Raw genomic sequence first — 12926 nt, 5'->3', positions numbered from 1 at the left:
GCGGGACCACCGGGCGGCGCCCTTCTAGCGGTTTCCCTTGAGCGGTGAAAGGCCCGCCCGTCCGAGGGCCACGGCCGGCGCGGCGGAAATCTTCCGGGCAGCCTTTCTTCGCTCGCGAAAAGGTGATGATAAGCGGACCCGGCCGACACAATGGCGGCGTCAACGCCGGTCACCCGTTCGCCCGCCACAGCCCTCACCCGCCGCTGCTCCAGCCGTCGCCAGAGAGACCCGGCCTTCATGACGCCCCCGATTCTGCCTGCCACGCATTCCACGAGCGCCGCTGCGCACGCCCATCACCCGCCGGAGCGCCGGCCGCACGATTTGCGCGCCACGCAGATCCTGCTCCTGTTCGTGGCCTGTCTCGGGCTCGTGTCCATCCCCATCCTGACCCATCCGCTCCCGCCGCTGTCGGACTATGTGAACCATCTGGCGCGGATGCACGTGATCGCCTCGATCCCACAGGATCAGGACCTGGCGCGCTTCTACACGCTGAAATGGTCGATCCTGCCCAACCTGATGATGGACCTCCTGGTCCCGCTCATCGACAGGGTGGTCGACATCTACACCGCCGGCGAGATCTACACCCTGATGTGCTTCGCGCTGATCGCCGGGGGCGTCATGACGCTGAACCGCGCGCTGTTCGGGGTGTGGTCGGCGCTGCCGCTCCTGGCGTTCCCGCTGCTCTACAACGGCATCTTCCTCATCGGGGTGATGAACTATTATTTCGGCATCGGTCTGGCGCTGTTCGCGCTCACGGCCTGGGTCGCGCTCAGGGACAGATGGTGGCCGTGGCGCTACCTCGTGTCGGCGGCGTTCGTGGTGGCGCTCTTCTTCTGCCACCTGTTCACGGCGGGCATCTACGGCATCGGCATCCTCGCCTACGAACTCGACCGCCTGCGCCTCGGCCGCGGGCCGATCTGGCCGCGGATCGGCGTGTTCGTCAGCGGAGGCCTGCCCTTCCTGCCCATACTCCCGCTGCTGGTGGCGAGCCCCACCTGGGGCCTCAGCGGACAGAATTACTGGGAGCCGCAGGGGAAGATCGACGGCATCGAGATGATCTTCAACGTCTACGTCGACCATGTGGCGGTCGCCGTGGCGGCGATCTTCATCCTGGCCGGCGTCTGGGCGGCGCGGCATCGGCTGCTCCACGTCCACTCCATCATGCTGCCGCTGCTGCTGGTGGCGGGGCTCGTCTATCTCGCCATGCCGCGCGTGGTGTTCGCCACCTACATGGCGGACCAGCGCCTGCCCGTGGCCATCGCCTTCATGGTGCTCGCCGCCATGCGGGTCGACCTGCGCCACCGCCTCGCCCGTCGCGGTTTCGCGGTGGTTCTGGTCCTGATGCTGGCGGTGCGTGTGGGCGAGGTCCAGGTGGTCTGGGACCGCCTCTCGCAATGGACGGTGGCATTTCGCGAATCGGTCGCTCAGATCCGTCCGGGCTCCCGGGTACTCGTCGCCTACGCCGACATCCAGGGCGGCAACGATCCGACCGATCTCGGCCTGATGCACGCCGCCTGCCTCGCCATGATCGAGAAGTCGTCCCTCGTCACCACCGCCTTCACGGTGGAGGGCAAGCAGATCCTGCGTGCCCGCAAGCCGTTCAACGCGCAGGTGGACACCGAGGACGGGACCCCGCCCCAGATCGAGCAGCTGCTGATCACCGAGGAAGACCCGACGCCCGATGGCCCGCGCTACTGGGACCTGTGGCCGTCGAAGTTCGACTATGTGTATCTGCTGTTCACCGAGCGCGGCGCGCGCAACCCCGACAGCGACCACCTCAAGCTGGTCGCCGAGGGAGAACGCTTCCAGCTCTACGAGGTGGTGCCGCGCCCGCCGGCACCGCCCGCCCCGCGCTCCTGAACGGTTTCGCTCAACCCGGGCGACGTCACCCGGGTGTCACGATAGGGTGCAACGCAGAACATCCGCGGGCCCGGCCGGAAGGCCGGCCCGCGCATCTTTTTTGACGACCCTGCTCCGGAGCCCCGATGGATACCGTTCTCACCAACGCCCGCCTCGTCCTCGACGATGCCGTCGTCGCGGGAACCATCACGCTGCGGGATGGGCGCATCCTCGCCATCGACGAAGGGCGCGCCACCGCGCCGGGCGCCGTCGATTGCGACGGCGATTTCATCGCCCCCGGCCTCATCGACCTGCACACGGATGCGCTGGAGGGCCATTTCGTCCCGCGGCCCAGGGTGTTCTGGCCGGACGCACGGGCGGCGGCTTTGGCTCATGACGGGCAGACCGTGGCGAGCGGCATCACGACCGTGTTCGATGCCATCTGCGCGGGTGGCTTCGACCAGGCGAAGGCAGAGCGGCGCGACCTGTTCGGCGTCATGCTCGATGCGGTGGAGCAGGGCGCGCCCCTGTTCCGGGCGGACCACAAGGTCCACCTGCGCTGCGAGATGACCGACCCGGATCTGCTCGAGCTCGTCGAGCCGACACTGGCGCGCCCGGGCCTCGCCTTCGCCTCGCTGATGGACCACACCCCCGGCGCCCGGCAGTGGCGCAACGTGGAGGTGCTGCGCAACTTCCTGCTGGGCATCGGCAAGGATGCCGTCGAGGCCGACCGCGAGATCGGCGAGCGCACCGCCCGCGGCCGGGCCAATGTGGCGCGCAACCTGCCCCCGCTGGTGGAGATGCTGGCGGCGACTGGCCTCGTTTTGGCGAGCCACGACGACACCACCGAAGACCATGTGGCCGAGGCGCGGGCCGCCGGCTGCACGGTGAGCGAGTTTCCCACCACTCGCGGGGCGGCTGCGGCGGCCCGCGCGGCTGATCTCGCCACCATCGGCGGCGCGCCGAACGTGGTGCGCGGCGGCTCCCATTCCGGTGGGGTCGCCATGGGCGCTCTGGCGCAGGAGGGGCTGATCGACGCCCTCGCCTCGGATTACGTGCCCGCGAGCCTGCTGCAGGCGGCAACGCGCCTTCACACGGTGGACGGCATGCCGCTGCCGGAGGCCATGGCCCTCGTGACCCGCAACCCCGCGCGGATGGCGGGCCTCGAAGATCGCGGCCGGCTCGACGCCGGTCTGCGGGCAGACGTGGTGCGCTTCCGCATCTTCGAGGGCACGCCGGTGGTGCGGCAGGTGCTGGTGGAAGGCGAGCGCGTCTTCTGACGCGCCGCTCTTTCTTGAGTGTGAGGGCCATCCACCGATCAAGTTGTCTCAACTTGATCGAATCGCTCTCTAGAACAGCGGCGGCACGATCCCCACCGGGAAGCCGGCGAGCTTGAGCGTGCCGGCATCGAAGGACAGCGCGAACAGCGCGCCCTTGCGGCCCTCCACCTGTCCCGGCTTGCCCACCATGGCGAGCGCGCCCACGATGGGCGCGACCTCGCGCGGGATCGCGCCGGCCCGGTCGAGGCCCTGCACCACGTCGTTGAGCCCGGCGAAGCCGAGGTCCAGCTTGCCGTTGAGCCGGCCCTGGGGGTCGAGCGCCACGATCCCGGTGGCCGACATGGCCACCTTCGGCGAGGTAATGTGGAAGCGGTCGAGCCGGGCGACGCCGCCGGCATCCGCCCACGCCCGCAGCCGCTGCGCCACCGGCATGGGGCGCAGGTCCGCCGACGCCGTCACCGTGCCCTGGAGCGCCATCTCCACGGGCCCCTGCATGCCAAGCCCATTGAGCAGCGCGCTCTCGCCGCCGGTGAGGCCGGAAGCATAGTCGACGCCATCCGGCTTGCCGTCCTTGCCCGCCGCGCGGCGGGCATGGAACTCGAACAGATGGGCGGACAGCAGCGCCACCGGCTGCGTCCCGGTCGCAGCCGGCTGCTCCAATTTCAGGTCGTGCGCCTGCAGCGAGAAGCGCTCCGGCCGGCCGGAAAGATCGCCCACGCCGCTCATCTGCAGCAGGGACCACACGGCGACATAGGATTGTCCGGTATTGAGATCCTCCACCCGCGCCGGGCCGGCGAACTCGGCGACGATGTGATTGGGCGCCCACACCTGCGCGACCGCCTCGGCCGAGGCGGCGGTGAAGCGCATGGCGTCGCCGCCCCGCGTCTCAAGCTTCGGCGACAGGCAGCGCAGCTCGAAGCGGAAGGGGAAGCCGGCGAGATGGCGGTCGGTGCAGGACCAGATGCGCCCGAGCTTCGCCTCGCGCCCGATCCAGGCGTCGATCTCCCGCTCGGCGCGGCCCGCCGCATAGAACCACAGGCCGCTCCAGACGATGGCGGCGACCACCACCAGCAGGAGGGGCACGATGACCAGCCACGGCTTCGGCCGGCTGGCGGGCGTTTCGGGAGACGGTGCTACGGGGGCGGACGGAGTGGGCGCGGTCATGGACATCCTTGCGGCTGGCCACGGTCGCCCGCGGCTTGCGATGGTCCTTGCCGGCTGTTAGGCGACGGTCCGGCGTTTCTGTCAACGCCGGGAAGGTGTGGCAGGCCCATGGCGGACGAGCGGTCGGCGAACGGAGATGGCGGGGCGCCGGCGGGGGCGGGGCAATCGGTCACGCCCGGGGCATCGCCCGCGAGCATCAAGGGCGATGTGTGGGTGTTCGCCTATGGCTCGCTGATGTGGAATCCGGGCTTCGCCTTCGTCGAGCGCTGCGAGGCGCGGCTCGTTGGCGCGCACCGCACCCTGTGCGTCTATTCCTTCCATCATCGTGGCACGCCGGAGAAGCCGGGGCTCGTGCTCGGCCTCGACCTCGGCGGCTCGTGCAGGGGCATCGCTTATCGGGTAGCGGCCGCGGACTGGCCGCAGACCCACGCCTATCTCACCGAGCGCGAGCAGATTTCCGGCGTCTATCGCGAGGTGATGCGGCGCGTGCGGCTGCTGGACGGATCTGGACGCGACGCGGCGGCCGTGGCCTATCTGGTCAACCGCGCCCATCCCCAATATGCGCGCGGCCTGACCCTGGACGACCAGCTCGCTCTGGTGCGCCGCTCCCACGGCAAGTCGGGGCCGAACACGGACTATGTGGTGGCGACGGTGAAGGCGCTGGAAAGCCTCGGCATCCGCGATCCCGGCCTCAGCTATCTCACGCAGCACCTGACGGCGAGCCATGCCCTGCCACCGGTGTTGCCGGACGATGCCGAGGGAGAAGGCTCACCCTGAGCCTCCGCCTCAGGCCGCGTGGCGGCGCGCGGGCAGGCAGAGCACCTGTGCCACCGGGCGGGGCAGCGCGGACGACGCCTCGGTGCGCTGCATGAGACGGCGCAGCGCCGGAGCGTTCTCCTCGCCGAACACATGGATGTGGATTTCATCGCCGCGCATGCGCAGCGCCGCCGTGCGGGCGTTGCTGGCGGGACCGGCCCACATGGCGATGGAGCCCGCGGGCGTGCGCCGCGAAACCACCGCGAGGGCGTCCGGATAGTCGGGGGCGGCGTCCGGCCGATAGACCGAAAACACATGGCGCACGCCGTCTTCGTCGCGCCAGAAACGGTAGCGCGCGCCGAGGGCGTCGTGCTTGAGGCCGTTCAGGCCACCGGCGTCCACAAGGGGGACAAGGAGCGAATCAGTTGCGTTCATGAGAACGAAACTAGAACGATCTCCGGCACTCGATCAAGAGTTTTCCACAGGGGTGGACAACGGGGAAGATTGGACCGTCTCGCGACCCCTCAGATGGGCCGGCGCGCGGGGTCCGAGTTCGGCCAGTCCCTCGGCGAGCAGGCGGTCGCTGGCGCCCTCGATGTCGGCCTGAAGTCGCTCCATGAATTGCCGGCGCGGCAGGCCCGGCGGAAGCGCCGGCAGGATCTCCACGAGGATGGTGCCGGGCCGCTTGAGGATGGATCGCCTCGGCCAGTAGAGGCCAGAATTGAGTGCGATGGGCAGGCAAGGCACACCGAGGCTGGAATAAAGATGCGCCACGCCGAACTTGTAGTCCGGCGGTGCCCCGGCTGGGCGTCGCGTACCTTCCGGGAAGATGAGGATCTGCCGGCCCTCGGCCATGTCGGCCTGCGCTCGTCGCGTCATCGCCTTCATGGCGGACGAGCCGCCCTTGCGGTCCACCGGGATCATCCGCGCCCGCGCCGCGAACCAGCCGAAGACGGGGATCGACATCAGCTCGCGCTTCAGGATGAAGGCCGGGTCCGAGAACAGCGGCAGCAGCGCCAGCGTCTCCCACGCCGATTGATGCTTGGACGCGAGGAGGAGCGGGCCGTCCGGAATGTTCTCGACGCCCCTGATCTCGGCCCGCGTGCCCACGATGACCCGCAGCAGGAACATGATGGTGGCCACCCACCACATCACGCCGGTGCGCCACAGTCCTCTGCGCGACAGGAACGGCAGCGCGGGCAGGAAGGCCAGCATGTAGAGGATCGTCACCAGATAGAAGGCGATCTGGAAGACGAGCGAACGCAGGAAGGTCAAGGTGGTCTCCCTGCCCCGCGGCCGGGCGGCCGGGAGCGCATGATCAGTGCGGCGCGGAAGACCCGCCGGCCGACGGCGCGGTTTCGGCCTGAGGGCCGGCCACGGCCTTGGCGGGGCGGATCTTCACCGTGGCCATGATGTACTTCAAATACTCCTTCACCAGCAGCTTCAGCGTTCCGGTATCGCTCCACCAGTTCTCCGGCTCCGTGCGGCTGGTGACGACGGGATAGGCCACCAGTTCCACATCGGGAAGGGCGCGCGACAATTCCATCATGGCGCGCGGCATGTGCCAGGAGGAGGTCACCACCACCAGCGACCGGAACCGCCGTTCGCGGGTCCATTCGGCCGCCTCCAGGGCATTGCCCCGCGTGTTCAGCGCCTTGTGGCCGAGATCGATGCAGCAATCCATCAGCCGCTCGCCATCGGGCAGGGCGCGGCGCATCTCCTCCGATGAGATGGACTTGTTGACGCCGGTGATGAGCAGGCGCTGACCCAGCCCCTCGTTCAAAAGGGAGACGGCATCGACGATGCGCGAGGGGCCGCCGGTGAGCACGACGATGGCATCGGCCGGCTTGACCCCCGCAGGCTCGTGCCCCGCGATCTGGGTGGTGAAGGCGATGAAGCCGATGCCGCCGACGACTGCCCCGAGCCCGCCCAGCGCCAGCATGCCAATAAAGAGCCGGCGCATGAGGCCTCGGCGCGGCACCGGGGTGCCGGTCGCGCCTTTGCTGGCTCCGCTTCTGGCAGCGCCGGTATCGGATTGCCCGGGACCGATCCGCGCCTGCGTCCTGCGCTCGGTGCTCGACATGGTCATGCAGCCGAGGATGGCGCCGGAATGCGGCAGAGGCGAGGTGACGCACCCCCGGCCACCGCCACATCGATCGCCGCACGGCCGATCATGTGATCGTCCTCAACGTGCGGTAAACGGTGACGCGCGAGGTGAGCGCCGTCGCCAGCGCCACGATCGCCACCGACACGGCGATGCCGAAGAATCCCAGATAGCCCGGATTGAGCCAGCCCAGCACGGTCGGCAGTTCCGGATCGCCACCAAGGCCGAGGCGCGGGAGCGCGGCCAGCGCCCCGAACACTGCCGCCGCCGAAAGGCCTCCGATGAGGCCGCCTTCCGCACCGATCTTCAGAAAGTGGCGCTGGAACTGCGCGGCAATGAAACCGTCGCGCGCGCCGACGAAATGCAGCACCTCCACCACCGAACGGTTGGTGGCCACCGCCGCGCGGGTGGCGAAGACCACCGAAAGAACGGTCGCGAGCCCCACCAGCACGAGAAGCACCACCGCCACCAGCATCACCCCGTCCGTGACCGCCACGAGCCGGCGCGACCAGCCGCGGTGATCGTCGAGCGTGGCGGTGGGGATGCGGTCGGTCAGCGTGCGCTTGAGCCGGGCGAGATCGGGCGGGCTCGCGCCATCGAGGCGCACCACCATCACCCGCGGCACCGGCAGGTCGCCGAGGTCGAGACCGGAGCCGAGCCACGGCTCCAGCAGCCGGGAGGTCTCCTCCGGGGTGAGGATGTGCACGTCGGCGATGCCCGGGGTCTTGCGGGCGATGTCGGCGGCGGCCTGCACCTGGGCGTCGGTCGCCTGCTTCTCGCCGGCCCGGATCTGGATGGTGACTTCCTGCGTCACGTCGGAGCGCCACTGGCTGGCAGTCGCCCGCACCGCCACCGCCGTGCCGATGGTGAGGCCGGCAAGGAAGGTCATGATGGCCACCACCGCCACCAGCGCCCGCCCGGCGATGGTCGAGGACGGCACGATGGAGGCCAGCGCCCGTGCCTTGGCACGCGGCGCCTCGCCCCCCTCGGCCGGCGGCTTCTTGGGCTGCGGGTTCTGCGGCTGGGCGCCGGCGTCAGTCGTAGACATAGAGGCGGCCGTCGGCGATCACGAGGCGGCGGGCGTCGTACTGGTCCATGAGCGCGATGTCATGGGTCGCCAGAAGCACCGACGTGCCGGACTTGTTGAGTTCGATGAACAGGCGGAGCAGGCGGCGCGCGAGGGTAGGGTCCACATTGCCCGTGGGCTCGTCCGCGAGCAGGAATTCCGGCCGCCCGATGAGGGCGCGGGCGATGGCGGCGCGCTGCTTCTCGCCGCCCGAGAGCACCGGCGGCAGAACGTGCATCCGGTCGCCGAGGCCGACCCAGCTCAGAAGCTCCGTCACCTCGCCGCGATAGCTCGCCTCCTCCTTGCCGAGCACCCGCAGCGGCAGCGAGACGTTCTCGTAGGTGGTGAGGTGGTCGAGAAGGCGGAAATCCTGGAAGACGATGCCGATGCGTCGCCGCAGCACGGCCACCTCGTCGGGATCAAGCGACGACACGTCCCGCCCGAACAGAGTGATGAGCCCGCGCGTCGGCTTCAGCTGAAGGAACAGCAGGCGCATGAGCGTCGTCTTGCCGGCTCCCGACGGGCCGGTCAGGAACTGGAACGAATTGGGCTCGATGCCGAAGGACACATCCTTCAGCACTTCCGGACCCATGCCGTACCTGAGGCCGACGTTCTCGAACCGGACCACGCCCCAACCCTTCACCCGAATCGCGCCGTGGCGCCCCACCACACCATAAACGAAGCGGCAGGCGTCGCCACGGGGGGCGCGGCACGGGCGCCCCGCGCGGACGGAAGGGCTGTCCCGCATTGCGCGCGCCGGGCACGGGGGCTATCTCGGGAGGGCGCCCGCGGCCGCGATGGCCATGTTCGCGCTCTGGCGAAGAGGGATCATGAACCTGCCGAACGTCAGCGTCCTTTATGACGAGAACCGCATCGCCGCGCGCAACCATGCGCTGGCGGTTGAGATCGCCGCGTTTGCGCCGGAGCGGCTGCTCGCGGTGGCGGTCCTGAAAGGCTCCTTCATCTTCGCCGCCGACCTGCTGCGCGCCATGCACACGTCCGGCCTCGCCCCGGAAGTGGAGTTCATGCACCTCTCGTCCTATCGCGAGGCGACCATCTCCTCCGGCCAGGTGGAGATCCTGAAGGACGTGGAGAGCGACGTGCGCGACCGCGACGTGCTGCTCATCGACGACATTCTGGAATCCGGCCGCACCCTCGCCTTCGCCAAGGACCTGCTGATGGCGCGCGGCGCGCGGCGGGTGCTGGTGTGCGTGCTTCTGGAGAAGCCGGGAAAAAGGGCGGTGCAGATCGAGGCCGATTTCGTCGGCTTCACCTGCCCGGACCTGTTCGTGGTGGGCTACGGCATGGATGTCGCCCACGCCTTCCGGCAACTGCCCTTCATCGGGCATGTGGAGGGGCTGGAGTAGCCGGCGCGCCGTCGCGCCCGCCGCGCTTACCTCTCAGCCCTTCACCTTCAGCCGCGCCTGGATCTGCTGGCCGATGTCGAAGGCCCGCTGCTCCAGCAGGACGGGCGTTTCGCAGACATAGGTGAGCGACTTGGCGCGCTCGTCGAAGATGCGGGTGTCCCAGTGGAGCTGCTCGTCGAGCTTGCGGCTCTCGGGTGTCTCCGGCGCGGTGATGGAGCTGCGCACCTTGCTCAGCTCGTCCGCCTCGTCGCGGATGCGGTCGGCGAGACGCTGCTGCCCGCGCGCATAGCGCTCGATGCCGTGCATGAGCTTGGTGCGCTGGTCGTTGATGATCTCGTAGACCCCCGCCATCACCCGGAGCAGCCCCTTGTCGGCCTCGGCGCCGGCCTCCTTCACGAAGCCGTCCAGCAAAGGCGCGAATTCCTTGGCCGGCGTGCGGCGGGAGGAGAGCTTGACCGCGAGGGCGGCGGCGTCCTGATCGTCCGTCCATTTGCCGACGGAGGCGGGATCCGGCCCGTTCCACACCTGCGCGAGGTCGATCTCCGGCGTCTTGCGCTGCGGGCAGGGCCAGTCGGGGTCGGCCTTCGGCTGGGCGGCGAGCGGCGCGGCGCAGAACAAGGCCACGGCCGAAAAAAGCAGAGCCGTGGCCGATGCGGCGGCAAGCGAACGGATCACGCGGCTTCTCCTTTTGGTCCGCCCCGCCGCCCCATGATGCCGCGGCCCGGATCGTAGGCGACGACGGCGAGGGCGAAGAAGACGATGGTGGTGCCGGCGACGACCGCGAAGGCCTGCGGCTCGAACACGCCGTAGAGCGCGTTGCGCACCAGCTCCACGGCATGGGTGAAGGGGTTGATGAGGCAGACGATGTAGAGCGTCTCGCTGGCATCGCGAATGCGCCACAGCGGGTAGAGCGCGGACGAGGCGAAGAACATCGGGAAGATCACGAAGTTCATCACGCTCGCGAAGTTTTCCAGCTGCCGGATCAGCGAGGAGATGACGAGGCCGATGGATCCCAGCATCAGCCCGGTGAGGATGAAGGCGGGCAGCGCGGTGAGATAGCCCATGGGCGGGATGTCCACCTCCCACAGCCGGGCGATGGCGAGGAAGACATAGACCTGCGCCAGCGACACGCTGACCCCGGCCACCAGCTTGCAAAGCAGCAGATACCAGCGCGGGAACGGGCTCGTCAGCAGCACCCGCATGGAGCCCACCTCCCGGTCGTAGACCATGGAGAGGGACGACTGCATGCCGTTGAACAGCTGGATCATCACCGCGAGGCCCGGCGTCACATAGACCTCGTAGAGCACGTAGGTCTCGTAGGGCGGGATGATCGAGACGCCGAGCGTCGAGCGGAAGCCGGCGGCGAAGATGAAGAGCCACACCAGCGGCCGCACCAGCGCCGAGAGGAAGCGCTCCTTCTGCTGCACGAAGCGCGTCAGCTCGCGGCCGACGATGCCGGACATGCACACCAGATAGCCGGAGGGGCCAAGGTGGCGGGCCGGCGCGGCCGGCGCTTTTTCAAGCGCAGCCTCGCTCATGCCGCGTCCTCCGCCCGTGCCGCCGTCATGGCCCGGAAGGCGGCCTCCAAAGCCGCCGTCGGGCCTTCGGGCGCGCGCGCCTCCGTCGGCCGCAGATGCGCGCCGGTTACCTCGCGCGCGGTGCCGTGGGCGATGATGCGGCCCTTGTCGAGCACATAGATGAGATCGTCGCCCCGCACCTCGTCGAAGATGTGGGTCGCCCACAGCACCGCGAGATGTTCTTCGTCCACGAGGCGGCGCACGATCTCGACGATGGCCGTGCGCGACGGCAGATCGAGCCCCACCGTCGCCTCGTCCAGCAGCAGCAGGCGGGGGCGGTGGATGAGCGCGCGGGCGATCTCCACCCGCCGCGACTGGCCGCCCGAGAGGGTTCGCACCTTGTCGTCGATGCGGTCGGCGAGGCCCACCAGCGCCAGCAGTTCGGCGATGCGGGCCTTCACCTCCCGTCCCGCCATGCCGTGCAGGGCGCCGTGATAGGCAAGGTTCTGCCGCACCGACAGATCGAGATCGAGGGTGCGGCTCTGGAACACCACGCCCAGCTCCGCCAGCGCGGCGGAGGGCGCGCGGGAAAGGTCATGGCCGAAGATGCGCACCCGGCCCTCGCGCGTCGCATAGAGCCGCGTCGCCAGCGAGAACAGAGTGGTCTTGCCGGCGCCGTTCGGCCCCAGCAGCGCGACGAAGCGGCCGGCTGGAACGGTGAGCGAGACGCCATCCAGCGCGCGGCGGGCGCCGAAGGCGTGGCTCACCGCCTCGATCTCCAGAGCCGCAGCCTGTGCCGCAACCTGCGCGCCATCGTTCATTGCGGCGAGACCACCACGCCCCACGGCGCGCCGCCGACCTTGATGGACTTCACCACCTTGAGATCCTGAACGTCGATCACCGACACGTCGTTGGAATTGCCGTTGGTGGTGAAGAGCAGCTTCTCGTCCGGGGTGAAGGCGAGCTGCCACACGCGCTGCCCCACGAGGAGATATTTCTGCACCTCGAAGGTCTCGGCATTCACCACCGCCACGCGGTTCGCCGGGCCCAGCGCGACGAAGGCGGTCTTGCCATCCCGGGTCAGGCGCACGCCCACGGGCTGGATCGCCTCCTTGGACACGCCGGGGATCTGGAACGTGACCTTGTGGATGATCTTGCGCGTTTCGGGATCGATCACGGACACCGTGCCGCCGATCTCGGCCGAGACCCACAGGCGCTTGCCATCCTTGGAGAATTCGGCGAAGCGCGGCCGCGCGTCCACCAGTACGTTGGCGATGATCTTGTTGGTTTTGGTGTCGATGAAATGCGCCATGCTGGTGGTTTCGGACGTGGCGACCAGCGTCGCCCCGTCCGGGCTCACCGCCATGCCTTCCGGCTCGGTGCCTACGGGTACCTGCGCCACCACCTTGTTCTGCTCCACATCGAGCACGGTGACCTGGTTGTCGTCCTCATTGGCGATGTAGAGCGGATTGCCCGAGGGATGCAGGGCGAAGAGTTCCGGATCGGGACCGGACTTCAGCTTGCGCGTGACCTTGAGCGTCGCGGGATCGATGGCCAGCACCGCGTGGTCGTCGCTGGCGCACAGGAAGAGCACCTTCCCGTCCGGGCTCATGGTGATGCCGCGCGGCCGGCGGCCGATCTTCACCGTCTGCTTGGCTTCCAGCGTGGTGGAATCGATGACGGTGATGGAATTGCCGCGCTCGTTGGAGACGTAGACCGTATAGGCCGAGGCCACATCCGCCGCCGTCAGCGCGGCGGCGCCGGCGAGAAGGGCAACGAGGCGGCGCGGGACGGTCGGGATCATCGGGCTTCCTCCAGAATTGGCGCGCCTGC

General features: G+C 69.1%; 14 protein-coding genes. 4 read left to right on the top strand and 10 right to left on the bottom strand.

The annotated features are described in order from the left end of the window. Window positions 1-237 precede the first annotated feature (237 nt). Window positions 238-1860: a hypothetical protein gene (locus V5F63_RS01040; protein ID WP_394101313.1), complete on the top strand. Its 1623-nt coding sequence runs from the start codon at window positions 238-240 to the stop codon at window positions 1858-1860. Between the two features lie 125 nt (window positions 1861-1985). Next, window positions 1986-3119, top strand: coding sequence for an alpha-D-ribose 1-methylphosphonate 5-triphosphate diphosphatase (locus V5F63_RS01035; protein ID WP_394101312.1), 1134 nt, complete (start codon window positions 1986-1988; stop codon window positions 3117-3119). Between the two features lie 69 nt (window positions 3120-3188). On the opposite strand, the gene V5F63_RS01030 is transcribed toward V5F63_RS01035, so the two are convergent. Next, window positions 3189-4283, bottom strand: a complete 1095-nt coding sequence (locus V5F63_RS01030; protein WP_394101311.1) for a DUF2125 domain-containing protein — start codon at window positions 4281-4283, stop codon at window positions 3189-3191. 108 nt (window positions 4284-4391) lie between these two features. Here V5F63_RS01030 and V5F63_RS01025 point away from each other — a divergent pair, with 108 nt between their 5' ends. Beyond that, window positions 4392-5060 (top strand): gamma-glutamylcyclotransferase, encoded by a 669-nt coding sequence (locus V5F63_RS01025; RefSeq protein ID WP_209487271.1) that lies wholly within the window; start codon window positions 4392-4394, stop codon window positions 5058-5060. Window positions 5061-5069: 9 nt separating this feature from the next. Here the strand turns inward: V5F63_RS01025 and V5F63_RS01020 are convergent, their stop codons facing one another. From V5F63_RS01020 to ftsE, 5 genes are all read right to left on the bottom strand, one after another. After that, complete coding sequence (locus tag V5F63_RS01020) at window positions 5070-5474, bottom strand: hypothetical protein (RefSeq protein WP_394101310.1); 405 nt, start codon at window positions 5472-5474, stop codon at window positions 5070-5072. A gap of 33 nt (window positions 5475-5507) precedes the next feature. Continuing rightward, the gene (locus V5F63_RS01015) at window positions 5508-6314 is read right to left on the bottom strand and encodes a lysophospholipid acyltransferase family protein (protein WP_394101309.1); all 807 of its coding nucleotides are present in this window, start codon (window positions 6312-6314) and stop codon (window positions 5508-5510) included. 43 nt (window positions 6315-6357) lie between these two features. Continuing rightward, window positions 6358-7002 (bottom strand): YdcF family protein, encoded by a 645-nt coding sequence (locus V5F63_RS01010; protein WP_209487261.1) that lies wholly within the window; start codon window positions 7000-7002, stop codon window positions 6358-6360. Between the two features lie 208 nt (window positions 7003-7210). Then, window positions 7211-8191, bottom strand: a complete 981-nt coding sequence (locus V5F63_RS01005) for a cell division protein FtsX (protein ID WP_209487259.1) — start codon at window positions 8189-8191, stop codon at window positions 7211-7213. Further along, on the bottom strand, window positions 8178-8837 hold the full coding sequence (ftsE, locus tag V5F63_RS01000; protein WP_024276652.1) for a cell division ATP-binding protein FtsE: 660 nt from the start codon (window positions 8835-8837) through the stop codon (window positions 8178-8180). Before ftsE ends, V5F63_RS01005 begins: the two co-directional genes overlap by 14 nt. Window positions 8838-9039: 202 nt before the next feature. Here ftsE and hpt point away from each other — a divergent pair, with 202 nt between their 5' ends. Beyond that, the gene (hpt, locus tag V5F63_RS00995; protein ID WP_209487257.1) at window positions 9040-9576 is read left to right on the top strand and encodes a hypoxanthine phosphoribosyltransferase; all 537 of its coding nucleotides are present in this window, start codon (window positions 9040-9042) and stop codon (window positions 9574-9576) included. 33 nt (window positions 9577-9609) lie between these two features. Here hpt and V5F63_RS00990 read toward each other — a convergent pair whose 3' ends face one another. From V5F63_RS00990 to V5F63_RS00975, 4 genes are read right to left on the bottom strand one after another with little or no spacing between them, the layout of a single operon-like run. Then, window positions 9610-10251, bottom strand: coding sequence for a hypothetical protein (locus tag V5F63_RS00990; protein ID WP_394101308.1), 642 nt, complete (start codon window positions 10249-10251; stop codon window positions 9610-9612). Further along, on the bottom strand, window positions 10248-11114 hold the full coding sequence (gene pedC / locus V5F63_RS00985; protein WP_394101307.1) for a lanthanide ABC transporter permease protein PedC: 867 nt from the start codon (window positions 11112-11114) through the stop codon (window positions 10248-10250). The genes V5F63_RS00990 and pedC overlap by 4 nt, the downstream gene beginning before the upstream one ends. Then, window positions 11111-11914: a lanthanide ABC transporter ATP-binding protein PedB/LutE gene (gene pedB, locus V5F63_RS00980; RefSeq protein ID WP_394101306.1), complete on the bottom strand. Its 804-nt coding sequence runs from the start codon at window positions 11912-11914 to the stop codon at window positions 11111-11113. The genes pedC and pedB overlap by 4 nt, the downstream gene beginning before the upstream one ends. Beyond that, window positions 11911-12897, bottom strand: a complete 987-nt coding sequence (locus V5F63_RS00975; protein ID WP_394101305.1) for a YVTN family beta-propeller repeat protein — start codon at window positions 12895-12897, stop codon at window positions 11911-11913. The genes pedB and V5F63_RS00975 overlap by 4 nt, the downstream gene beginning before the upstream one ends. Between the last annotated feature and the right edge of the window lie 29 nt (window positions 12898-12926).

It is taken from the genome of Xanthobacter wiegelii (assembly GCF_043193855.2).
Lineage (GTDB): Bacteria > Pseudomonadota > Alphaproteobacteria > Rhizobiales > Xanthobacteraceae > Xanthobacter > Xanthobacter flavus_A.
The sequence above is the reverse complement of the archived record's forward strand: the minus strand, read 5'-3'. Positions and strand labels throughout refer to the sequence as shown.

What these genes read in the sequence shown, in the direction of transcription:
- V5F63_RS01005 (WP_209487259.1), bottom strand. Translation starts at nt 8,191, where the DNA reads ATGTCTACGACTGACGCCGGCGCCCAGCCGCAGAACCCGCAGCCCAAG.
- V5F63_RS01035 (WP_394101312.1), top strand. Translation starts at nt 1,986, where the DNA reads ATGGATACCGTTCTCACCAACGCCCGCCTCGTCCTCGACGATGCCGTC.
- hpt (WP_209487257.1), top strand. Translation starts at nt 9,040, where the DNA reads ATGAACCTGCCGAACGTCAGCGTCCTTTATGACGAGAACCGCATCGCC.
- V5F63_RS01010 (WP_209487261.1), bottom strand. Translation starts at nt 7,002, where the DNA reads ATGCGCCGGCTCTTTATTGGCATGCTGGCGCTGGGCGGGCTCGGGGCA.
- V5F63_RS01030 (WP_394101311.1), bottom strand. Translation starts at nt 4,283, where the DNA reads ATGACCGCGCCCACTCCGTCCGCCCCCGTAGCACCGTCTCCCGAAACG.
- pedC (WP_394101307.1), bottom strand. Translation starts at nt 11,114, where the DNA reads ATGAGCGAGGCTGCGCTTGAAAAAGCGCCGGCCGCGCCGGCCCGCCAC.
- pedB (WP_394101306.1), bottom strand. Translation starts at nt 11,914, where the DNA reads ATGAACGATGGCGCGCAGGTTGCGGCACAGGCTGCGGCTCTGGAGATC.
- V5F63_RS00975 (WP_394101305.1), bottom strand. Translation starts at nt 12,897, where the DNA reads ATGATCCCGACCGTCCCGCGCCGCCTCGTTGCCCTTCTCGCCGGCGCC.
- V5F63_RS01020 (WP_394101310.1), bottom strand. Translation starts at nt 5,474, where the DNA reads ATGAACGCAACTGATTCGCTCCTTGTCCCCCTTGTGGACGCCGGTGGC.
- V5F63_RS01025 (WP_209487271.1), top strand. Translation starts at nt 4,392, where the DNA reads ATGGCGGACGAGCGGTCGGCGAACGGAGATGGCGGGGCGCCGGCGGGG.
- V5F63_RS01040 (WP_394101313.1), top strand. Translation starts at nt 238, where the DNA reads ATGACGCCCCCGATTCTGCCTGCCACGCATTCCACGAGCGCCGCTGCG.